A 24466-nucleotide genomic window follows, 5' to 3' on the forward strand; every position below is an offset into this window, starting at 1 on the left:
AATAAAAAGAAAACAGAGAAAAAAAGGTATTTTTTTAAAATCAGCGTCATTGGATAAGTTTTTCCAAACAAATATAAAAAAAGTGGCGGTTAATAGCCGCCACCTTTTCAATGATAGATATAATTAAATTATTCTTTAATCACTTTTTTCACCACTTTCGTTTCATTATCCAAAACGATATTGAATACATATGTTCCTTTCACCAATCCGGAAACGTCTATTTTATTGTCTTTTGAACTCACGTTTGCTGTTTTCACCAACTTACCTGATGCGTCAAAGATAGTAACCGCAGCTTTAGAAGCTTTTCCAAGTTCTACGTTAACAACAGATTTAGCAGGATTCGGATAGATATTAACACCGGCATCATTTCTAAGGTCATTCAATCCTAGAGAAGCCTCGGTTGTTTTCACAAAATATCCTCCAAATCCGGTAGTCTGGAAGCTCACTTCCCAATACTGATAGGTATTATTCCAAACAATATCAGCAACATTTGGCGTAATTACCGTTGCCGTTCCTCCATAAGAAGCCACCGTCCCCGTATTGCTTGCACTTGTTCCTGTATATTTTTCGATCATAAGATTCGCCTTATTGGCATTATCTGTACTTGAAGTAGGAAGTTTTACAGTATGGGTAAGGTTATACTCATCAAATTCCGCCTGCTTGAAGTATAAGGTTATTTTTCCCGTTGCGGTAGTAGCCGCCGCCTCAGGGTTGATTTCAAATCTTCTTGCAACATAATTTGGCTGTGCACTGTCTACCCAAACTTTTGAAGTCACGTTTCCTGCAACAGTACTCGCTGCTTCTTTTTCCACTCTTGAAATTAACTGACAAGAATTGGTAAAGTAATTATATCCGCTGGCAACGGCAGAAGCTTTAGTTTGATTGGAAGTTGCTAAGTTTTTCACCTCAGCGATGTTTTCGTAAACGGTAGCTCTCATTTTAAGATCGAAAGTCCTTGCGCTCCAGTTTGTGCCATCTGTCGATGTTTTACTACGTCCACTTACGGTTACAGCTTCATTTTTGATAGGTACTCTTCCGTTCAATCCATTGACAACAACATAAAAATCTTTTCCGGTAGCCACCTGAACATTCAGATCAGAGATGTTAATATAATTCCATGTAAATCTTTGGATATTATCCTTCCAGGAAGCAACTGTTTTTGTAGCAATAATATCTCCCGGATTACCATTTACATCCACTTTTCTAATCTCGATATTTACCGGAATGTCAGTTACAATATCAGCCGAACTCGTAGAAAATGCTACAGCACCCAGTTTTCCTGTTAGTGTAGGAGTATAACGAACGGCAAGCGATGCATTATCAAAATACGTATTCGCTTCCTGATTTACTGTTAAAAAAGGATCATCATAAGTTACAGTCTCAAAATTAGATTTTACACAACCTAACTCATCAGTAACTGCTTTATAAATATCTAATTTTCCGTAGCCCCATCTTGCATTAGGAACCACCCCTGTCGCTCCGTCTTGTCTTGCATTTGCTGTAAGACGCGCTTTTACCTGAGCAGCAGTTAATGTAGGATTAGCCTGAAGTAATAATGCAGCAGCTCCTGCAACACCCGGGGATGACATACTTGTTCCTTGGTTCATAACATAGTAATTCGTATTTTCAATAATATTAGAAGCTGCTGATGTAGAGCTGCTAGATCTTACAGAAATTACGGCCTGCCCGGAGGCTGTGATATCCGGTTTCTGAAAACCATCAGCTCTGGGACCCTGGGAACTGAATGAAGAAATAGACTCCTGAGGGGTATTACCATATCCAACACCTCCTGCTGCGCTGTACCAGGTTACTCTTCCGAGGTATGAAGCCACAGTAATTGCGTTGGAGGCATTCCCCGGTGATCCTACAATGTATTCATTATCTCCTCCCTGCAGCGTCGTTGGAACATCCTGTCTATACCTCCATCCATGTATCGTCACAGGCAGTGTATTATTATTAGTGATCTCCAAAGTGTAATTACCTGCGTAGCTGAGATTAGAGCTTGTTGGTCTATAAATAACCAGCTGTATAGACCTTTTTCCATTGCTTGAAGAAATATCGTTAGAAATATAAGCCCCCAATCCACCCATGATTGTATACTCTTCATCCGAATCAATCACTTGCGTATACTGTTGTCCATCAGGAGCAGTCAGCTTAGCGGTTAGAGGGCCATTGTTATTTGCGTATGCAAGGAGACCAAAAGCTATAGAAGAACTGGTTACACCGGTAGCATTATTCGCAATGTTAAATGTATAAGTTCCCGTAGCATTAGGCTCTAAGTCTACTTTTTTATGAAGATTAAATCCGTAATCATTACCTGCGGAAATAACCACAACTCTACCCGGTGCTGAAGTTGTAAAATCATTAACTGCCACCTCATGATTTTCCGTACCGTCATGAGCACTACCCTGCCCTCCGATACTCATATTAACAACAATAGGCTTATTAAGTGCTGTTGCTACATTTTTAAAATAGGTTAAAGCATTAATTGTATTGGTAGTTGGGAAAGAACCATTACCACCTTTTACAAAAACAATGTCCGCATTCGTAGCAAATCCCTTATGTCTGTTATCTGCTATTCCCATACCGTTTCCGGCAACTGTTCCGGCAACATGAGAACCATGACCATTGGTATCATTTTCACGCACGAAATTTGCAGGAGAGCCATCCAGCTCATCTTCAATCTGAGCTCTCGTATATTCAACACCTGTTGCAAAACCTGCCGGTGGTGCTTCTGTACCTTGCGCTGTTAACGTCTGATCCCAGATAGAAACAATTCTGCTCTTTGTCTGGTCATCTGCTTTTCTGAAGTCAGGATGCTTCCAGTCGATACCGGAATCATAAATTCCTACCAGAACTCCGGTTCCGTTATACGCTGTATTATTGAATACGCCGTCTTGTAACAAACTAGCCCCGGACTGCGCTCTGGAAACATCATTATGAAGCTCGTCAAATGTCGGCGCCATGATAGACGTTACATAAGGCAATTGTCGCAGCTTCTCGATATCCTCAATGCTCGCCAAAGCGGTAACAAAGCCAGGTAACTGGCTCTGAACCAAAATCCCGTCTTCTTTTAACTTCTCCGGTGTCTTGGTATATACGATACATGAATACATCGTTTGAGCCCCCTTAGAGGTTACCACGAGATGTTTGTCGAGTTTTATGTCGTCACGCTCCAGCTCTTTAACAGCTCCGCCCTTCTGTACCTTTTCTTTGTTCTTAAGCAGCAAAGAAAAGCGGTAATCCAGCTTTTGTGCCTGCCCGGAAACTGTATAAGAATACAAACCGAGAAAAGCAGCTGCCGCATTACGTAAAAGTTTCACACCTCCATGAGGAATGCTTACTTTTGTAAATAGTAGTTTTTTAATATTCATTTTTAAAGCATTTTTTAACGATACAATTATACTATTTTTATTTCAATTGGCTTTTATATAAAAATACATTATTCAATTTTAATATAATTTTAAAATCACATTACCAATTAGCATCATTTAACACAAATAAAATAAAACATCATGCAGGATTTTCTTTTCTACCTCAACCTCGGCTGGGAACATATTATCTCTTTAGACGCTTTAGATCATCAGCTTTTTGTATTAGCATTAATTGCAGTGTATTCATTCAGTGACTGGAAAAAAATATTGGTACTTGTTACAGCTTTCACGATCGGGCATTCCGTAACATTAGCATTGAGTATTTTAGATATTGTAAGAGTGTCTTCAGATTGGGTAGAATTTTTAATTCCGTTAACGATCGTTATAACAGCTTTTGGAAATATTGTGATGAAAAACAAAAAACAGTCGCAAAACAAAATCGCTTATTATTTAGCATTATTTTTCGGATTAATTCATGGGATGGGATTCGCCAATACCGCAAGAGTGATGATCTCTAAAAGCCAAAGCATCGCTGTTCCGCTTTTAGGCTTCAATATTGGGTTAGAATTGGGACAGATCGTCATTGTTTTTGCGATATTAATTCTACTTTTCATCCTCCTAAACATCTTTAAAGTAAATAAAAAAGATTGGATACTTTTCGTTTCCTCAGGGGTTTTTGCGCTATCGCTGAAGATGACGCTGGAAAGAATTCCGTTTTAAATTGAAACATCTTTAAATTTTCAACTACTTATTATTATATTTGATAATTCTTAAATGATTTGGCTATGAAATTAAAAGTAACTGCACTTTCAGTTTTATTATATGCGGGTGCAACTGCTCAGAATATTCAAAATAATCCGGGAAGTAATCACGGAAATAAATTCGAGCAACTGGGAACCATCCTTCCCACTCCCAATATCTACAGAACAGCTTCCGGTGCGCCCGGACACGGATATTGGCAAAACAGGGCAGACTATAATATTACTGCTTATCTGGATGAGGACAAACGAAATCTGAAAGGTTCAGAAACAGTTACTTACTACAATAATTCTCCTGATGATCTGGATTACATTTGGCTTCAGTTAGATGAAAACCAACAGTCTAATGTAAAAAACGCAGATTATCAGTACGCTTCTACCCTTCCGAAAAATACAACGGATAAACATTTAAAAGTAACCGAACTTCCTGCAAAAGATAACGGATATGGCGTAACGCTTGAAAAAGTGACCGATGCAGCCGGAACCCCTTTAAAATATACCGTCAATAAAACAATGATGCGTATTGATTTGCCTAAAGCTTTAAAAAAAGGTGAACAATTAACATTCAAAGTAGACTGGAATTACAATATTCCGAACAGAATGGAAAAAGGCGGTCGTGGCGGTTACGAAAACTTCCCTGAAGACGGAAATGATCTTTACACGATGACGCAATGGTATCCCAGAATGTGTGTATACAGCGATTTCCACGGATGGCAGAATCATCAGTTTACAGGAAGAGGCGAATTTGCTTTGGTTTTCGGAAATTTTAAAGTTTCGATGAATGTTCCCGCAGATCACGTGGTGGGAGGAACCGGAGAATGTAAAAACTACGATCAGGTTTTAAGTTCAGACCAATTGGCAAGATACAGAAAGGCAGAAAATGCAAGTGAACCGGTTGAAATTATAACGTTGGATGAAGCTAAAAAAGCAGAGAAAAATCATTCCAAACAAAGAAAAACCTGGAATTTTGAAGCCAATGATGTGAGGGATTTTGCGTGGACTTCTTCAAGAAAGTTTGTTTGGGACGGAATGCGTGTTACGATTCCTGAAAACAACAATAAAGTAATGGCGATGAGTTTCTATCCTAAAGAAGCTTATAATTTATACAGAAAATATTCCACAAAAGCAGTTGCACATACGATTAAAACGTATTCAGAATTTACGATTCCGTATCCGTATCCTGTAGCGCAATCTGTAGAAGCTGCCAATGGAATGGAATATCCGATGATCTGTTTTAATTTCGGTAGAACGGAAAAAGACGGTACCTACTCTGAAGGTACCAAAAACGGAATGATCGGCGTTGTTATTCACGAAGTCGGGCATAACTTTTTCCCGATGATCGTGAATTCTGACGAAAGACAATGGAGCTGGATGGATGAAGGTTTGAATACCTTTACGGAATACCTTACCGAAGAAAAATGGGATAATAAATTCCCATCCAAAAGAGGACCGGCCTGGGCTATCGTAGATTATATGAAACTTCCGAAAGATCAGCTGGAACCTATTATGACAAACTCTGAAAATATCGTGCAATTTGGTCCGAATGCCTACTCAAAACCGGCAACCGGATTAAATATTCTTCGTGAAACAATTATGGGAAGAGAACTTTTCGATAAAGCATTTAAAACCTATGCTAAAAGATGGGCTTTCAAACACCCGGAGCCAGCAGATTTTTTCAGAACAATGGAAGATGCAAGCGGTGAAGATCTGGACTGGTTCTGGAGAGGCTGGTTTTACGGAACAGATCCTGTAGATATCGCCATCGATAAAGTGACTATTGCAACCCCCGATCTGGCAACAGCTCCAAAATCCGCAGGAGAAGTAACCTATAACATAGACCCACCTGCTGTCAACAGTTTCGAAGACTTATCTAAAATCAGAAATAAAGAAGATAAAACCATCAATTTTGCCGTAGATAAAGATAAAGAACTTCAGGATTTTTATTACCGATATGACAGAGGGCAGGAAAAAGTGGATGCCGCTAAAAAATATATCGTTAAAACCGCAGCCTCTGAACCTTTAACTCAAAAAGATAAAGATCAGTTTAAAAACATCACCGCCTATCAAATCGATTTCACAAACAAAGGCGGATTGGTAATGCCGATTATTCTTGAATTTACTTTCGAAGACGGAACAAAATTAAGAGACAAAACGTCGGCTCAGATCTGGAGACTGAACGAACAGAAGGTTTCAAAAACATTTTATTTTGATAAAAAATTAAAATCAATCCAGCTTGACCCGATGAGAGAAACCGCAGATATTGATACCTCGAACAACTTCTGGAGCAATGACGGTCATATAGGAGAAGTTTCCAAATTCCAGCTGTTCAAAGAAAAGGAAAAAGGCAGCGCAAGAGGATCTTCCAACGGAAGAGTAAACCCGATGCAGGCTGCAGGAAAGAAAAACTAAAATAATTAACCCCATCAAAAACAGACTCCTTTTATTAAGAGTCTGTTTTTTTCTGCCAAAATTTCCACTCCCAAAAAATAAATTCTGCCATTTGCGCCACGAATAATTGATGGCACACATTTAGGGAATTTCAACAAAGAAATAATAAAAAAATTAAATATATTATGTCAGTAAACTTTAAACCATTGGCAGACAGAGTTTTGGTAGAACCAATCGCTGCAGAAACTAAAACAGCTTCAGGTATTATTATTCCGGATACAGCTAAAGAAAAGCCACAGGAAGGTACTGTAGTGGCAGTAGGTCCAGGTAAAAAAGATGAGCCTACAACTGTAAAAGTGGGTGACAAAGTTCTTTATGGAAAATATTCAGGTTCTGAATTGAAATTGGAAGGAAAGGATTATTTAATTGTAAAAGAAGGAGATTTACTAGGAATAATTGGCTAATAGCTCTTGGCTTCTGGCAAATGGCTTTCCAGCGTTGAAAATAGTATATGAGGGATTTTAAAAAGTTTGAAGTTTGGCAATTAAGTCATCAGTTAACTTTAAAAATTTATAAAGCAACTAGGGTTTTTCCAAAAGAAGAATTGTTCGGTATAACCTCTCAAATCAGAAGATCATTTGCTTCAATCGGATATAATATTCCGGAAGGAAGCGGAAGAAATTCAGATAAAGAATTTGCTAATTTTATTAATATTGCGCTAGGATCATCCAACGAAGCCGAAAACCAATTAATTCTTGCTAAAGATCTAGATTACATTAATGAAAATGATTATCAAAATCTTTTAATTGAATTAACCATCTTAAAAAAGAAGCTTGTAACACTTTGGAACAGGCTCAACGGAAATTAAAATCAAATTATAAAATTAAAACAGCGAATTGCTAAAGCTAAAAGCCAAAAGCAAATCGCCAAAAGCTAAACAATATGGCAAAAGAAATAAAATTCGATATTGAATCAAGAGACGCTTTAAAAAGAGGTGTTGATGCATTGGCTAATGCAGTAAAAGTAACGTTAGGACCAAAAGGTAGAAATGTGGTCATCGAAAAATCTTTCGGTGCACCTCACGTAACGAAGGATGGTGTTTCTGTTGCAAAAGAAATCGAACTTGAAGACAGAGTAGAAAACATGGGAGCGCAAATGGTAAAAGAAGTGGCTTCCAAAACTAATGATATCGCAGGAGACGGTACTACTACCGCTACTGTTTTGGCACAGGCTATCGTAAGAGAAGGTCTTAAGAACGTAGCTGCAGGTGCAAACCCAATGGATTTGAAAAGAGGGATCGACAAAGCAGTAACTGCTGTTGTTGAAAACTTAAAAACTCAGTCTCAAGCTGTTGGAGATTCTACAGATAAAGTAAAGCAAGTTGCTTCAGTTTCTGCTAACAACGACGAAACAATCGGTGCTTTGATCGCTGAAGCTTTCGGAAAAGTTGGTAAAGAAGGTGTTATCACAGTAGAAGAAGCTAAAGGTATCGATACAACGGTTGACGTTGTAGAAGGTATGCAGTTCGACAGAGGTTACCAGTCACCATATTTCGTGACTAACCCTGAGAAAATGTTAGCTGAACTAGAAAATCCATATATCCTTTTAGTAGAGAAAAAAATCTCTTCTATGAAAGAATTACTTCCAGTTCTTGAACCAATCGCTCAAGGTGGTAAATCTTTATTGATTATCTCTGAAGAAGTTGAAGGTGAAGCTTTGGCAACTTTAGTGGTAAACAAATTAAGAGGTTCTCTTAAAATTGCTGCTGTAAAAGCTCCAGGATTCGGAGACAGAAGAAAAGCAATGTTAGAAGATATCGCAATCCTTACAGGAGGTACTGTTATTTCTGAAGAGCAAGGTTTCACAATGGAAAATATCACTATCGATATGTTGGGAACTGCTGAGAAAGTATCTATCGATAAAGACAACACAACTGTTGTAAACGGTGGTGGTGAAGAAAGCAAAATCAAAGGTAGAGTTGCGCAAATCAAAGCTCAAATGGAAACTTCTACATCTGACTACGATAAAGAAAAATTGCAGGAGAGATTGGCTAAATTAGCTGGTGGTGTTGCCGTTCTTTACGTAGGTGCAGCTTCTGAAGTTGAAATGAAGGAGAAAAAAGACAGAGTAGATGATGCACTTCACGCTACAAGAGCAGCAGTTGAAGAAGGTATCGTTGCAGGTGGTGGTGTTGCTTTGGTAAGAGCGATCGCTTCTTTAGATACTCTTTCTGGTGCTAATGCAGACGAAAATACAGGGATTAAAATCGTAAAAAGAGCAATCGAAGAGCCATTGAGACAAATCGTTGCGAATGCAGGTGGTGAAGGTTCTGTAATCGTTGCTAAAGTAGCAGAAGGAAGCGGAGACTTCGGATACAACGCTAAAACTGACGAGTATGTAAATATGCTTGAAGCAGGTATTATCGACCCTACGAAAGTAACAAGAGTTGCTCTTGAAAACGCAGCTTCTGTTTCTGGAATGCTTCTTACAACTGAATGTGTTATCACTGAAGTGAAAAGCGCAGAACCAGCTATGCCAATGGGTGGTGGAATGCCAGGAATGATGTAACAGCGTGTCGCTGAGACAATTTAATATATAAACCGTTCTGCTTTTGTGGAGCGGTTTTTTGTTTTAAAACAATTAATTAACAAATCTGCAATTATGATATAAATGTATATATTTAGATAACAAATTAAAACTCAAAAAAATGTGGACTTTTATTGTAACTATAATTGCAGGAATTATAATTTGGGCTATTATCAGCAATAACACTGATAACAAAAAAATTAGAGAATATAATAACAAGCTAGGTGGACTTAGTAATCAATTTTTGATTTTTTCAAGTATATTAGAAAATAAATTTAATATGAACTTAAAATATGATGATGATCGAATGATTCGCTATAAGAAAGAAGTTTCAGTTGGCGAACTGAATATAGGGGTTCAACTAGATTACGCCAATTATAAAGTAATTTATTCTGAAATACTAAAGAAAGACGGAACAATTATTAAATGTCAAAATGTTACTTATCCTATTGTTAATGATGTAAAATTAATTGAAAACAGTATAAATATTAGTATAAAAAATCTAATGTCTGAAATTTCAAAAATGGATTTGCAAAATCAGGCATTTCATATTCAAACTAAAAAAAATACTAAGCATTGGATGAAAATTATTAACAATTCAAATGTAGAAGATGAAATAAATTTTTATGCAAATGATCTGTTTTTGAAAGATGACATTAATCCCGATGTAGTTAGAGCTAATTTATTTTATTATAAATTTGGAGAGGCTCATCCTGAAAGATACGAATCTCAATCAATACGACATATCAATTCTGTGCCACAAATTTTTGGTGATTTATTTATTTCAGCATATCCAGATGTATATCTATGGATTAATAAAAATAAATTAGATATTAGCACATTTTATAATTTAAATAACCAAAATAATAACCAAGAGTATATGAGAGGATTAATGGATTTTTACAGATCATTTATTGATCGATATGTAGCTGAAAAAAATAACCTAGAATGTCGAAATCCAGGATTTCGACTTGCTTGAAAATTCTATTAATACTGTCAGCTGCCACAGCTGGAGCGAGCCCCCTTGCTCGCACCAATAAATATAAAACCGCTCAATTCCCAGAGCGGTTTTTCATTTCAAAACAACATCGATACTGGAAATTCACAATCCGCTACTTTTCCCTATCTTTAAAACCAAATTCGCGATTTCTAAGTAACAGCGTGTCGCTAAGATAATTTAATATATAAACCGTTCTGCTTTTGTAGGACGTTTTTTTAATAATAATTTTCCGTTAGGAAATAGAATATTTACATAGTATTTTTAATAATTAATAAATAGAAAGTTAAAAACAAAATTAATATAATGTGTAAATTTGAATTTTAGCTATAATATCAATACTATCATGGAAAAACCTCAATCTCAAATAGTTTTCATAGATACAAGTATTTTTGAAAGTGAGAATTATTTTGAAGGACGAAATATTAATCTTTTATTTCATTTATCTCAAGAAAAATTGATTAGTTTAAAAATAACCGATATAATTTATCGTGAAATTCAAAAAAGATTGGAAGAGCATTCCATTAAAGCAATTAATTTATATAAAAATCAGAAAATCGAATTTAATCACGAAGCAAGAATATTAAGGAATATTAATCTATTGAATGACCAATTCAAAAAAGATAATATTAAATTACTTAAAGAAAATTCTAAACAACTTTTATTAAAAAAATTTGATGAAGCAATTGAGAATAATAGCATTGAAATTATTAATACAAATATCGCTGATACATCAGAAATATTAGAGGATTATTTTGCCGCTAACGCTCCATTTAAAGAAGGAAATAAAAAGAATGAATTTCCTGATGCATTTAATATAAATACAATTAAAAAATGGTGTGAAAATAATTTTAATGATTGTTTCTTTATTACAAATGATAAAGATTTCACAAATTATGAACACCCACAAATCAATAGTAAATTTAATTTATCAACATTACTTGAATTCTTATATATTGAAAATAGCGATGTTAAAGAAGAAATATTTAATAGAATTTATCGAGATTCATTAAGAGAAATTGAATACGAAACTGAATCTTCTTTAATTAGCAATTTAGAGAGTTTTGCTTTTGAAATGTTATACAACGATCCTTGGATGGAAGATGTCGAAGTTAATTTTCACGCGTTTGAAGAAATTGAGCTTGATATTGCTTTAATAAATGAAATCAAAACAGATACTTTTACATATGAAATTGAATTAAATATTAAATATTCTGTTGATTGTGACTATACAGATTTGAATTCTGCTTTCTATGATAAAGAAGACGGAATGTGGTTAGGAGAAGTAAATAGAAGTGAAAAAAGAAATTTTAAAGCAAATGCTTTAGTTTATCCATTATTTAGTTATGATTCTAAAAAATATACTGGAGAGTTTATAGAAATTGTAGATTATGAAATAAGAGAAATTGAAGAAGTTTAAAACTACATCTTATGTCTAAGTCCGACTTTGATCCCCTGCTGGTGCGAGCGTCTCGCTCGCATCAATAAATATAAAAACCGCTCAATTCCAAGAGCGGTTTTTCATTTTAAAACAACCTCGGTAATATTGAGAATAAATTATAAATCCGCATGATCTAACATCCCAGCACAACAATAAAAGAAAAGGGAAATTCAATATTCTTTCAGTTTAACTTTATCTTTTTAAAATGTCATTTTATATTATCGCAGTGTAGATTAACATTCTCCCATCGTAAGAAGACATTCTTGTGATGTAAATTCACTTTATTGCGATGTAAGTTCACTTTTCTACGATGTAATTTTATATTATCCCCAGCTGGTGCTCGTATCAATCGATATAAAGCCACTCAATCATAAGAACGGCTTTCCATTTCAAAACAAACTCGATATTGGAAATTCACAATCCGTCACTTTTCCCTATCTTTAAAACCAAATCTCAACACCATTGAAAACAAAATCATTCCTCCCCTTAATTTTCGGCTTATTCTTCGCAAATGCACAGACCCTAAATTTCAAACATCTCGCAGATATGTCTATGGGCAGAGGCGCTATAAGCAGTGTCATTGTCGATGATAATATTTATGTAAGCAATGGGTATAAAAGCACTAATGGTAATGCCAATTTTATCGAGAAATACAATATTAAAGATAACCGATGGAGTATCATCAACTCTACCCTTTTTCCCAAAAGATTTGCCAATTCGGAGACTTACAATAATAAAATTTATATTTTTAACGGTTGGGGAAACAGCCATCTAGAAATTCTGGATCTTGAAACTAATAAAGTAACAAAGGGAGCAGTTAACCGTGCCTACACAGGAAATGCAGGTTCTGCCATCCACAACGGCAAAATATATACGTTCGGCGGCAGCGGACTAAATAATACTGCGACCACTGTATTTTCCAATAGATTTCAATACTATGATATTGCATCAGATACCTGGAATCCGTTACCGGATATGCCCACAGCCAGAGAAACAAAGGGCAAAATTGTGAATGATAAGCTGTATGTGATTGGTGGTTTTAACGGCACATCATCCCGTCTGATCAATGTTTTCGATCTCAACAAAAATATCTGGACTGATCAATATACGATGCCTGCCGCGATATCGGGTCACTCATTAGCAGTATCCGGTAATAAGATTTTTATTGCAGGCGGTTATAACAATCAGACTTTTCTGGCTTATTTTGATACAGAAACCAATAAGTTACATCAGTTAACTTCAAACATGATTCCACGAAGACATGCGGCTGCAGAAATTTATAACAATAAATTATACATCGTTGGCGGAAGTACAACATCTGTTACGACATCAGCTATTAAAAGCATTCAGGTTGCGGATATTAGCGAAGAAGCACTTTTTGGTGAAAATACCGAAGAAGATGTATTTAAATCAAAAGTGTATACCAATGCTCAAAAAGACGGTTTCGTCATCAGCAATAAAAATAACAGCAACCAGTTTGAATTTACTGTCTATACAATGGATGGTAAAGAAATCTGGAAAGACGTTGCGTATTACAACAAAAATATAGATTTAACAAAAGTACGTCGCGGAACTTACATTTTTACCTATAAAAATGAGAAGGGGGTTTTACAGAAAGTCAGAATCGTCAGATAACAAAAACAGCACAGATTTTAAATCCGTGCTGTTTTTGTTTTACTAAGCTTTCCTACTCATTTAAAGGTAACCGTATCAGATTTCAACAGACCTTCAGCATTCTTTATTTAAAAAGATTTCCCAAATCTTCTTTAGCCTTTTTTAGTTCCTTATCAGCAGATTTTTTGGCGTTATCCGATGCCTTTTTAAGGTCATCGCTTGTTTTTTTGACCTCGGATTTTGTTTTATTAACAGTAGATTTAGCCTCAGACTCCAGTTTTTCAGAAGCTTTCTTAAGATCAGCTTTCTTTACGACATCACTTACCGCCTGGGCAGCTTGATGATCTACCACTTTACCGACTTCATTGCCTACCGCTTTTGCAGCATCTTCTACCTGCTCCACCGGGGTTACGGGAGTCTGGGTCTGACTTCCCTGGGAAGCGGGATCTTTTTCAAGTGCTTTGGAAGACGTTTCCAGATAATTTTCATATTTGGCATTGGCTTCCCCTCCTTTGGAAACATATACTTTTTTGGATTCCATATAATTAAGCCTTGCTTTTTGCAATGCCGCTTTGGCTACTTCAATTTCTTCCGGCACCTGGCCACTTAATGCTTCCTCATATTTCTGCTGTGCACTGTGGAGGGCCAGTGCGGCATCCTCGTAAGACTGCGTAAAATCTATCTTTATCCCTTCTGAAGGGGTACTTTTTTTACAGCTGATGATATTCAACAGGAATACCGCAGCTAAGATGAATAATAATTGTTTTTTCATTTCGGTTGTATTTATTGTAATTGTTTTGTCAGTTTCTGAATTTCCTCATCTTCTGAAGACTGGGAAATATCACCATTCAGCTTGCTGATTTCCAGATTATTGATCTGTTTGGCGAGATCAAGATATTTTAAATATTTATTCAGGATCTCAATCTTTTTATCATCCGGCACATCCGGCACATTGGCGTGCTTCACAAAAGTCTGCATATTATCACTACACAGAATATAAGCCTGAAAGGCATTCGACGAAAAATAATCTGAAACCAGAGAATTGCTCTGCATATTGCTGTATAGTTTCGGCATCTCTACCGGAGCGTCATGAAGAATCTTCGCGAGATCGGATCCTTTTTCGGCTGGGTTAAGGTACATTCCTTTGGTTCGCATCTCACTGCTTTCTATGGAAAGATTGGTCGCGGAAAGGAGTTTGACAAGATTTTTTTTCTGATTCACATCCAGCAGAATGGTATTCAGACTCAAAGCCACAAAAAAACCTGTAAATGTAGAAATAAGAGAAATAAAGAATTCAAATGTTCTTTTATGCCTTTCCCTAAAAGGATTTAAAGATGGAATATTGATTAGAACTAAACTTAAAGTCACTAATAAACAAGCGATTATAATATACATATGTGTTTTTTTCCGGGAATTAATCAATTTCTATGCCTTTATTTTTATTAATAAAAGAAAAACATCAATTTTCCGTTTTCCATTCAATAATAATTTATTTTTAAAGCAAAATTTTAATAGTATTATAAATAAAAGAGAATAAAATAAATCATTACATAAAATATTAAGTCTATTTTTTATTTAAAGAAAAAATTAAATAAAAAAATAAGTTTAACAAGTTTTATATACTATATTTCAACTAAAACAAAATATAAAATTCTTTTCTTCCAGTTTCATCTGCATCACTATTATTTCCTGACAGGTATTTTCTCGCTCATTGATATTTTTTGGCGGCTAATTCGTCTGATTTTATTACTTTTATGTAAAACTAAAAATATAAAATGATGAGTTTAAAAACATTAGTTACCCACAGTGTTCAGTACAACGAATGGGTTGTCAGCAAATATGTGAATTGGTTATCCTCAAAATCTGATGAACAACTGAATAAGGAAGTTATTTCAAGTTTTCCCACTATTTTAGCGACTTTACATCATATCTGGCAAACCCAGGAATATTGGTGGGGACATATCGCCGAAAATGATGACTTCGACTTTGAGAAAAATTCGGCTCAAACCGGTAAAGAGGAAATTTTTTCAGGACTGAAAAACAATTCTGAAAAACTCACAAAATACGTAGAAAGCCTCTCCGAAGCAGATTTATTGAAAAATGTAAAAATAGAATCTCCCTGGTTTCAGTGCAATTTTTCGAAGTATGAATATATCCAGCACATCATCATGCATGGCATCTATCATCGCGGACAGGTAGTGACCATGGGAAGAAATGTCGGTATCACGGACGCCCCTATGACGGATTATAATTTCTGGAATATTTACAAAAATGATTCTCCCCTCCAATGATCCTGATCTAAGCGACTTTCCAAAAAAAATAAGCGGAACAACCAGTTATTACTTTAAAAAAGCATAAACAAGTAGGATAATCTCAGAGAAAAACATACACAGTAAACCTGGCTGAAATTTTAATCTATAAAAGTTTTTCAAAACGCTAAAGAGCCTGTTATGTATATACTTTATCTTTGTATTTCTTTTTGTTCGTGAAAGAGAATAAAACCTAACCCATAATCACTGCTTCAAAAAAAATAACCAAGAAATGTCTACTTTTCCAGTAATAGCTTCAATACTATCAGAAACGGAATTAGCTCAGTTTATAAAAGAAAAATATCTATTAAAAGAGGATAGTAACTGTCAATTATTCAGGACAGGAGTTAACCACACTTATTTTATTTCTGATAACGAAAAAAAATATGTTGTGCGTATTTACTGTAAAAATTGGAGAACGAAGTCTGAAATTCAGGAAGAATTACAGCTTTTACTCATGTTAAAGGATAATGATCTTGCAGTATCCTACCCACTTCCCGATAAAAATGGAAATCTGATTCAGGAGATCAATGCTCCGGAAGGGCTTCGATATGCAGTATTATTCACCTTTGCGGAAGGTAAAAAAATGCGGTTTATGCACGACGAAACCTGTTTTGCTATTGGCGAAATAATGGCTAAAATCCATAACCTCACGGCGGGTAAAAAAATTAACAGAATAGATTATAATTCCGAGGTTCTTTTAGATCAGGCGTATGATAATATTAATTCTTTTTTTGCTGAAGATCTTGAAGAGATGCAATATATCAGGAAAATTAGTCCTCAAATAACACAAAAATTCAACGAAATTACATGGTCTGAAAACCAAAAAGGAATCGTTCATCTGGATATTTGGTATGACAATCTAAGCGTAAATAAGGAAGATGAAATTATAATTTTCGACTTTGATAATTGTGGAAACGGAGCGCTTATTTTAGATGTTGCCTATTTTTGCAAACAGTTATTTTTTATAGAATCCGACAAAGAAGAATACGAACGTAAGTTTCAAAGCTTTATAAATGGCTATCAACAAATAAGAAGTTTATCCGATAAAGAAATTAAATTAATTCCCGAAGCCGGAGCTTCTGTATTTATATTTTATATCGGTGTTCAGGCAAAAAGATTTGATTGGTCTAATATATTTTTCACTGAAAATTATCTTAAAATGTTCGTCGGAAGAATAAAAAATTGGATGGATTATTATGAAACTGAGAAATAATTAATGGAAAAAGGAATTTTAACAATAAGAGGTTTGATAGAGTAAGCAATGAGTTTCAAAAACTCAGTAACCAGTCATTTAAACTTAACATTGAGTCTTTTTACTTCAGCAACCACTATTTTATACTGGAAAATGAGTCTTTTATATTCGCCAGCCACTCTTTTACAGTGAACGAAAAGTCTTTTTGCGTCGATAATCAGTCTTTTATATTCGAATTTTCAACAAAGAATTGAATCCCAAAAATATTATTCATTTATTTTTGCTATTGTAAAATGCAGGATACATTTAAAACATTCAAGCCGCGAAATTCAATCATAAAAAAATATGTGGATTACTATTATTTGGATATTAAACCGAATAATAAGGTGACTGAATATGAATGTTTTCCTCATTTCAACAACACAATTTCGCTGTATCAATCGCATATTCGGGCGAAAAACGGAGAAGTTATTTATAATGAAAAAGCAAAACCTTTACAGATTTTCACACCAATTCGAGAGAAGGTTTTGCATGTGAAACAATCGGGCAAGGTGCATAGAATCGTTCTTGTTTTTCATCCGTTGGGAATTCAGCAGTTTTATAAAGAACTTAATTTTGTAGATTATCTTTTTGATTTCGAATTTTTTAATGAAACAGAATTACTTGAAATTTTCTCCACAACAAACACAGATATTCTTTCTCAAACAATAGATTCTTTTCTGGAACAAAGATTCATCAAATTTGAGCATCTCATTCTTGAGCAAACCATTCATTATATTTTTAATTCAGATGAAAATTTTTCCATCATAAATATTTCCGAAAAAATAGGAATCAGCAGACAGCATCTCAATCGTGTTTTTCAATCTCATTTTGGAGTTTCCGTTAAAAAATTCTATAAAATTGTAATTTTCAGAAATACCATCAATAAAAAGTTGTTTGAAAATCCTGAGGAAAGCTTCACAACTTTGGCGCACGAATTTAATTTCAACGACCAATCTCATTTCAACAAAATTTATAAAAACCTTACAGAAAAATCTCCAAAAATATTCTTCAATAAAGGAACGATCTTAGGAAAAGAAGATACCTTCTGGCATTTGGAACCTTAAGAGGAATGTTCCATTTTTACAAGTTTTTATCATCGTATATTTTTAGTTTTGTCTCATTAATTAATAGTCATGAGATTTTACGCCCTTTTATTTTCGATGGTATGCTGTTTTCTAATAAAAGCTCAGGAAAATTATTCATCGTTAACGAGAAAAGCATTGGAAACAATGTGGAAAGCCAAAACAGAGCAAGACTATGAAAAGGCGTTGGCAATGTACGAAAATGCATTCAGAATACATCCTGATAAAATAGACGGAACTGGTTTGTACAAAGCTTCAGTTTTAGCTTCAGAACTAAAAAATTATGACAAGGCATTTAAGTATTTAACGCCTTTGTCTATGATGAAAATCACCGAAGACGGCTATCCTGGTTGGGTATATCTTGCCGGAAAATATTCTGACGGTGAATATAAAAACTTACTGACAGATCCGAGATGGAAAACTTTAAAAGAGCAGGCAATTAAAAACAAGGAAAGTTTTTACAACGATTTAAAAAGTAAAGAAAATGAATTTTACAATGTTAAATCAAACGATTTGAAAAACATTCAAGATCCTGAAAAATTATACCAAACCATTAGAAATTTCAACCCCTACTTGCCTAAAAAAGATCGTGACTATTCACTTTCTTTTTCCGTAAATAGCTCCAATACGACATCATATTTCATTCATTTACCCAAAAACTACCAACCTGAAAAAAAGTATCCTCTTCTTTTCTTTTTACATGGTGCAGTAAAAAATAATGCACTGACAGATTACCAGTTTGCCAACGGAAATTTAGATGGCTGGAACCGATATTACACAAAATATGCAGACCAAAATGATGTTATCCTAGTATTTCCGAAAGGCAGCAAACAATACAATTGGATGGCTCCCGATGACGGATTTTTTATGGTTCCCGAAATGTTGAAACAAATAAAAAAAGCAATTAATATTGATGATAACAAAGTGTTTATTTCCGGACATTCCAATGGTGCGACAGGCTCGTTTTCTTATTTGATGAAAAAGCCTACTCAATTCACCGGATTTTATGGTTTTAATACCTATCCTAAAATTTTTACCGGAGGAACTTTCGCTGAAAATGCTAAAAACCGTTCATTTATCAACTTTTCAACGGATGAAGATTATTATTATCCGCCTAATGCCAATGATGATTTCACTACTTTAATGAAAAGTATTTCAGTTGACTACAAAGAATACCGATATAGCGGATTTCCGCATTGGTTTCCACAATTTGATGAATCTGAACCCGCTTACACCCTTCTTTTTAATGATTTGAATCAAAGAAAAAGAAACCCTTTTCCCAAACAAATTTCATGGGAATTTGATGATGAAAAGTATGGTGACCTCGACTGGATTTCTAATATGAAATTAGATACCACCAACGCTGCTTATCAAAAAAATAAAGAATTAAATTTCAAAATCACCAAGTGGCTGGAATATGACGAGGAAGACAGCCTTCAAACAAAAACGGTCAACAAAAATGCGTTCGATTTTCCAAGAAAATCAGGGAAAGTAAAAGCAGAGTATCAGAATAATATATTTCGGATAGAAACCTCAAATATTTCGTCACTTTCTATCAATATTTCACCTGAAATGGTTGATTTGAAAAAGGATGTGAAAATTTTCATTAACGGAAAATTATACTTTAAAGGAAAAGCAACATACAATCGTGAATTTATTTTGAATAGCTTTGAAAACAGCCCTGAAAGAGAACAGGTTTGGATAAATTGGGTGGAGATTAAAGTTTAGTAAAATAAAAATTTCGTAGCTTAGTTTCACTGAATAATAACCCATGAAGTCACGAATCACTTTTCTAACAATTTTTATCAATATTCTTGTTTTTGCACAAACAGAAAAAGCTATAGAAATTTTCGCAAAAATTAAAAATGATTCTGCGATTCATGTTGAAGTAAAAAATGTAACCGAAGATTCTTTATCTGTCAATACACAGGATTCAAAATTTTTTATGATTAAAGAATTCAAGAATAAATCAGGGGTTTGGCAGCCACTTGAATTTTGGAAATATTCAACTTGTGGGAATAGTTATTTTGAAAACTTGGTGATTGCTCCAAAGGAACATACGGAAACAGAAATCAATTATATAAAAGGAAAATCTCCTACTGAAATTCGAATAAAATTTCTTTTTAAAGATGAAATTTATTATTCAAACAGTATAAAATTGAAAATAAATTCCTCAAAAATCTACACGAAAAAAGATCTCAAAAAGGATGCTATTTATAATAAAGTGTTAAATGTTTCTGATAAAAAACTAGCTGAAAGAGTAGTTCTTTTAAAACCATTTGCAACGAAAGAACATGTTGCTAAATATAATGAATGGTTGAAGAAAATCACTCTTAAAAGAGAGAAAATAAACGATAAATAAAATTTCGGCAAAAGTATCAACCACTCTTTTTTTAGTTATTTTTATCTACATTAGATTCTTTAAATAAAACCATGATTTCCATAAAAAACCCATCACTCCTACCCTCTCCTCAAAAACTGCAAAATCTTTGCAAGGCTCTTTCTGTATTAGATTCTATCCTTTCTCAGGAATGGGAATATCGATATTATTCGTATAATAAAGATTGGTCGGATCATGAAGAGTTTTTCGAAATGCGTGACGGTTCGGGCAATCAGATGTTGATTTTATTTACCAAAAATGGCTGCGTCATCAATGGTTTTGCACATGAATATCCACAACCAAACAAGCAAAAATTGACTGCAAACTTACCTTCCATTTTTTATGAATTTATTTTTGGAGAGCCTGTAGCTTCTATCGGAACTACTTTTTGTCTATGGGCGAATTCTGAGAATCAATGGCAAACAGGGCAACTCGAATATAGTGAAGATCATTCTGAAGAATTACTGAAAATTTTTAATGGAAATCCTCAAACCTATATCGATTGGGCAACTGAATATTTTGAAGATAGTTATAAAGAATCCGGAATTCCTTTAGAGACCGTTACAAAAATTTATAATGGACAAACATTAACCAAAGAAATGGTTTTAAGCATTGTTGATGAACTTGAAGATTGGGAACAACTGGAAAATGATCTTCAGGAAATTGGATATCCTTATCAGTTTAAATAAAATACAAATTATGGATAAAAAAGAAAAGGAAAGAAGAAAGCAATTTCTCAATGAACTAAGGCAAAAACAACAACAAGAGTTTGAAAATAGCCTGCCCATGGATCGATCATCTTTTGAAAAACTTTTCGATTTTCTGGATGCTCAGCTCGAAAATAAAGGTTGTGATCATAGCCATACAATAACCCTTGAATTTTTAGAAAATCATAAAATTCAACATATCGATACGGTATTAAAATGGTTAGCCGAAAACGGTGGTTATTGCGACTGCGAAATTCTAGCCAATGTGGAGGAACTGTTTTAACAGATTTTAATGTAGAATACAGTCTTATTTAAAAATATAATTTAAATTTAGTTTAAAATAACAATGTCCTATTAATTCATACCTTATGAAAGCAAAATTAGAAACTACTTTATTCTATGTGAAAAATGTAGAACTGATCAAAAATTTTTATGTAGAAAATTTCAGTTTAAAGATAATGGAAGAAGATTCGGCTTGGGCGCTGTTGAATGCTGGCACTTCAAATATTGGATTTCATAAGATCGGAGAGGATTATTTAAAAAAAATTCCAAACGACCATCAGTTTGAAAATAATACAAAGCTGATTTTCGAGATCGATACCGACATTGTGTCTGCCAGAAATGAACTGATTTCAAAAAATATCCAAATGCGTGAAATCAAAACTTTTGATAATTATAATTTCTGGCTTTGTGACGGTCTGGATCCTGAAGGAAATGTCTTTCAGCTGAAAAGCAGAAAAATAACAAATACTCTTGAAGATAAAGGACCATTTTATCACGGCACAAAAGCAGATCTTACGATCGGAGATGTATTAACTGCCGGTTTCGAGTCTAATTATCATAACGGAATTATTATGAACCACATTTATTTTACAGCCCTACAAAACGGCGCCGGATTAGCCGCAGCACTGGCAAAAGGTGATTGTGATGAAAGAATTTATATCGTAGAGCCTACTGGAGAATATGAAAATGATCCCAATGTGACTGATAAAAAATATCCAGGAAACCCTACCCGATCTTACCGAAGTCAAGATCCTTTAAAAATAGTAGGAGAAGTAAAAGAATGGGTGAAACTAACCGACGAAGAACTTCAAAAATGGCACGAAAATATAGCTATATTAAAAAGTAATCCTGAAGTACAAATTATCAATTAATTGAACCCTCTTAAGATTCGGACATCAGTTTTCAGATGACCTAAAAATAATCATATGAAAAGTACATCTTCCCATACGTTCAAAAATAAACTTACTGTATTCTTTATTTTAGGTTTACTGACTATCATTGCGATTATCCTGTTCGCTATTGTTGCCTTCAACAGCGTTTCGGCAGCAGATGGATTGGCAGGACTTTATGCTTTATATGGAATCCCGCCCGTTATCCTTCTACTTATTATCGACAGAATCTGCGTATGGAAATTCGGAGCTAAAAAAGTCAATAGAATCCAGTGGCGCATTATCGGGATATGTTTTGTACTCATGATTCTCAACTATATCCGATTGCAGCTTCAACAGTTCTGAAACGAACTGCAGATCCTTTCTAGACCTCTCCCCTGTCGATAAATATCTACAAAAGGACCGACGTTTATCTACCAGTTTTATCGTGAAGAATTCAGTACAGCTTGCTATATTTGCATCAGAAAGTAAGACAAACAACACAATTAACCTTTTGATTATTCATTGAAACACAAATGATGAAAAAATCAAAAATCCTATATACACAAATGACTGAGAATCAAACCTCCGAAACTGCATCGGAGGTTTTACTTTTACGATATTCACTTACCGAATTCATAGTTACCGATCACCCACTGAGTAGTTTAAAAAGTCTGGCTTCTGGCAAAAATACAAGTATCAATGGGAGACATGACAATTTTTTATTGCCACGAATACACGAATATTTTTATTTCCCATAGATCATAGAGTTGGTTTGCTTCTTTAGGCTTTCGGAGATTATCTTTGATTTTACGGTCATAAAAAGGATCGGCGGAAGCAAAAATGTAATCCTATCTATTAAGATTGCTAATTATTTGCGATTGGAATTTACCTTAACTATTCGCAGATTTCTTTATAGTAACAGGTCGCTCCTACGGAGCTTTTTCACCGGGTCAACATCTGGAGCTATTAACAGATCGCCCCTCCGGGGCTCTCCCGCTTCTAGCGTCTAGCGTCTAGCGTCTAGCGTCTAGCGTCTAGCGTCTAGCAAAAATATAAGTATCAATGGGAGACATGATAATTTTTTATTGCCACGAATGCACGAATGATATTTTCATTTCCCATAGATCATAGAGTTGGTTTGCTTCTTTAGGCTTTCGGAGATTGTCTTTGATTTTACGGTCATAAAAAGGATCGGCGGAAGCAAAAATATAATCTCATTTATTAAGATTGCTAATTATTTGCGATTGGAATTTACCTTAACTATTCGCAGATTTCTTTATAGTAACAGGTCGCTCCTACGGAGCTTTTTCGCCGGGTCAACATCTGGAGCTATTAACAGATCGCCCCTCCGGGGCTCTCCCGCTTCTGGCTTCTGGCTTCTGGCTTCTGGCAAAAATACAAGTATCAATGGGAGACATGACAATTTTTTATTGCCACGAATGCACAAATGATATTTTCATTTCCCATAGATCATAGAGTTGGTTTGCTTCTTTAGGCTTTCGGAGATTGTCTTTGATTTTACGGTCATAAAAGGACCGGTGAAACCTAAAATATAATCTCATTTATTAAGATTGCTAATTATTTGCGATTGGAATTTACTTTACCTATTCGCAGATTTCTTTATAGTAACAGGTCGCTCCTACGGAGCTTTTTCGCCGGGTCAACATCTGGAGCTATTAACAGATCGCCCCTCCGGGGCTCTCCCGCTTCTGGCTTCTGGCTTCTGGCTTCTGGCTTCTGGCTTCTGGCTTCTGGCAAAAATACAAGTATCAATGGGAGACATGACAATTTTTTATTGCCACGAATGCACAAATGATATTTTCATTTCCCATAGATCATAGAGTTGGTTTGCTTCTTTAGGCTTTCGGAGATTGTCTTTGATTTTACGGTCATAAAAGGACCGGTGAAACCTAAAATATAATCTCATTTATTAAGATTGCTAATTATTTGCGATTGGAATTTACTTTACCTATTCGCAGATTTCTTTATAGTAACAGGTCGCTCCTACGGAGCTTTTTCGCCGGGTCAACATCTGGGGCTATTAACAGATCGCCCCTCCGGGGCTCTCCCGCTTCTAGCGTCTAGCGTCTGACATCTGGCATCTGGCATCTGGCATCTGGCATCTGGCAAAGGTAACTTTGTTTGAGTTTCGAGCAAAAAAAAGTCTCATACTAATTAAAGTATGAGACTTTTTAATAAAAACTGGCGGCGACCTACTCTCCCGCGTTAGCAGTACCATCGGCGCTGGTGGGCTTAACTTCTGTGTTCGGAATGGGAACAGGTGAGCCCCACCGCTAAAACCACCCTAAATATGGTTTAATATAACAATGTAGTTAATGTAACAGTGTAACAATTAATTTTATTTCTTACAATTATTGTTACATTGGTTAAATGGTACATTCTTAAATTATATGTATCGGTAAATTTCATCACAAAGGC

General features: G+C 34.9%; 20 protein-coding genes and 1 rRNA gene. 17 read left to right on the top strand and 4 right to left on the bottom strand.

All coding sequences use genetic code 11. The features are described 5' to 3' along the window. Window positions 1-128: 128 nt before the first annotated feature. On the bottom strand, window positions 129-3374 hold the full coding sequence (locus VUJ46_RS11685) for a S8/S53 family peptidase (RefSeq protein ID WP_326980970.1): 3246 nt from the start codon (window positions 3372-3374) through the stop codon (window positions 129-131). Between the two features lie 141 nt (window positions 3375-3515). Here VUJ46_RS11685 and VUJ46_RS11690 point away from each other — a divergent pair, with 141 nt between their 5' ends. The 8 genes from VUJ46_RS11690 to VUJ46_RS11725 all read left to right on the top strand — a co-directional run bounded on the left by VUJ46_RS11690 (window position 3516) and on the right by VUJ46_RS11725 (window position 13179). Continuing rightward, entirely contained in the window at window positions 3516-4094 is a 579-nt protein-coding gene (locus tag VUJ46_RS11690; protein ID WP_326980971.1) for a HupE/UreJ family protein, read from the top strand. 65 nt (window positions 4095-4159) lie between these two features. Continuing rightward, entirely contained in the window at window positions 4160-6541 is a 2382-nt protein-coding gene (locus VUJ46_RS11695) for a M1 family metallopeptidase (RefSeq protein ID WP_326980972.1), read from the top strand. 164 nt (window positions 6542-6705) lie between these two features. Then, window positions 6706-6984 (top strand): co-chaperone GroES, encoded by a 279-nt coding sequence (locus tag VUJ46_RS11700; RefSeq protein WP_039369684.1) that lies wholly within the window; start codon window positions 6706-6708, stop codon window positions 6982-6984. Between the two features lie 47 nt (window positions 6985-7031). After that, window positions 7032-7388: a four helix bundle protein gene (locus tag VUJ46_RS11705; RefSeq protein WP_326980973.1), complete on the top strand. Its 357-nt coding sequence runs from the start codon at window positions 7032-7034 to the stop codon at window positions 7386-7388. 74 nt (window positions 7389-7462) lie between these two features. Next, entirely contained in the window at window positions 7463-9088 is a 1626-nt protein-coding gene (gene groL, locus VUJ46_RS11710) for a chaperonin GroEL (protein WP_312394814.1), read from the top strand. Window positions 9089-9227: 139 nt separating this feature from the next. After that, window positions 9228-10085, top strand: a complete 858-nt coding sequence (locus tag VUJ46_RS11715; protein WP_326980974.1) for a hypothetical protein — start codon at window positions 9228-9230, stop codon at window positions 10083-10085. Window positions 10086-10449: 364 nt separating this feature from the next. Further along, the gene (locus VUJ46_RS11720; RefSeq protein ID WP_326980975.1) at window positions 10450-11523 is read left to right on the top strand and encodes a PIN domain-containing protein; all 1074 of its coding nucleotides are present in this window, start codon (window positions 10450-10452) and stop codon (window positions 11521-11523) included. Window positions 11524-12006: 483 nt separating this feature from the next. Then, window positions 12007-13179, top strand: coding sequence for a Kelch repeat-containing protein (locus VUJ46_RS11725; protein ID WP_326980976.1), 1173 nt, complete (start codon window positions 12007-12009; stop codon window positions 13177-13179). Between the two features lie 103 nt (window positions 13180-13282). Here the strand turns inward: VUJ46_RS11725 and VUJ46_RS11730 are convergent, their stop codons facing one another. Next, a complete protein-coding gene (locus VUJ46_RS11730) occupies window positions 13283-13930 on the bottom strand; it encodes a hypothetical protein (protein WP_326980977.1) in 648 nt (215 codons plus the stop codon). Between the two features lie 11 nt (window positions 13931-13941). Beyond that, entirely contained in the window at window positions 13942-14553 is a 612-nt protein-coding gene (locus tag VUJ46_RS11735; RefSeq protein WP_326980978.1) for a hypothetical protein, read from the bottom strand. A gap of 383 nt (window positions 14554-14936) precedes the next feature. Here VUJ46_RS11735 and VUJ46_RS11740 point away from each other — a divergent pair, with 383 nt between their 5' ends. The 9 genes from VUJ46_RS11740 (at window position 14937) to VUJ46_RS11780 (ending at window position 22390) form a co-directional block, all read left to right on the top strand. Continuing rightward, window positions 14937-15449: a DinB family protein gene (locus tag VUJ46_RS11740; protein WP_326985094.1), complete on the top strand. Its 513-nt coding sequence runs from the start codon at window positions 14937-14939 to the stop codon at window positions 15447-15449. A gap of 250 nt (window positions 15450-15699) precedes the next feature. Next, a complete protein-coding gene (locus VUJ46_RS11745; protein WP_326980979.1) occupies window positions 15700-16683 on the top strand; it encodes a phosphotransferase in 984 nt (327 codons plus the stop codon). A 272-nt stretch (window positions 16684-16955) separates the two neighbouring features. Continuing rightward, window positions 16956-17768, top strand: a complete 813-nt coding sequence (locus VUJ46_RS11750) for an AraC family transcriptional regulator (protein ID WP_326980980.1) — start codon at window positions 16956-16958, stop codon at window positions 17766-17768. Window positions 17769-17837: 69 nt separating this feature from the next. Then, the gene (locus VUJ46_RS11755; protein ID WP_326980981.1) at window positions 17838-19514 is read left to right on the top strand and encodes an alpha/beta hydrolase-fold protein; all 1677 of its coding nucleotides are present in this window, start codon (window positions 17838-17840) and stop codon (window positions 19512-19514) included. A gap of 43 nt (window positions 19515-19557) precedes the next feature. Beyond that, on the top strand, window positions 19558-20148 hold the full coding sequence (locus VUJ46_RS11760) for a hypothetical protein (RefSeq protein ID WP_326980982.1): 591 nt from the start codon (window positions 19558-19560) through the stop codon (window positions 20146-20148). Between the two features lie 71 nt (window positions 20149-20219). Continuing rightward, the gene (locus VUJ46_RS11765) at window positions 20220-20855 is read left to right on the top strand and encodes a hypothetical protein (RefSeq protein WP_326980983.1); all 636 of its coding nucleotides are present in this window, start codon (window positions 20220-20222) and stop codon (window positions 20853-20855) included. A 10-nt stretch (window positions 20856-20865) separates the two neighbouring features. After that, window positions 20866-21156 (top strand): DUF2695 domain-containing protein, encoded by a 291-nt coding sequence (locus tag VUJ46_RS11770; RefSeq protein WP_326980984.1) that lies wholly within the window; start codon window positions 20866-20868, stop codon window positions 21154-21156. A gap of 442 nt (window positions 21157-21598) precedes the next feature. Beyond that, window positions 21599-22027, top strand: a complete 429-nt coding sequence (gene arr / locus VUJ46_RS23000) for an NAD(+)--rifampin ADP-ribosyltransferase (protein WP_442784954.1) — start codon at window positions 21599-21601, stop codon at window positions 22025-22027. Between the two features lie 54 nt (window positions 22028-22081). Then, window positions 22082-22390, top strand: coding sequence for a hypothetical protein (locus VUJ46_RS11780; RefSeq protein WP_326980986.1), 309 nt, complete (start codon window positions 22082-22084; stop codon window positions 22388-22390). A 1837-nt stretch (window positions 22391-24227) separates the two neighbouring features. On the opposite strand, the gene rrf is transcribed toward VUJ46_RS11780, so the two are convergent. Further along, window positions 24228-24335: ribosomal RNA gene (gene rrf, locus VUJ46_RS11785) — 5S ribosomal RNA — on the bottom strand. Window positions 24336-24466 lie beyond the last annotated feature (131 nt).

The sequence above is a fragment of the Chryseobacterium sp. MYb264 genome (genome assembly GCF_035974275.1).
In the GTDB taxonomy this organism is placed as follows: Bacteria; Bacteroidota; Bacteroidia; order Flavobacteriales; family Weeksellaceae; genus Chryseobacterium.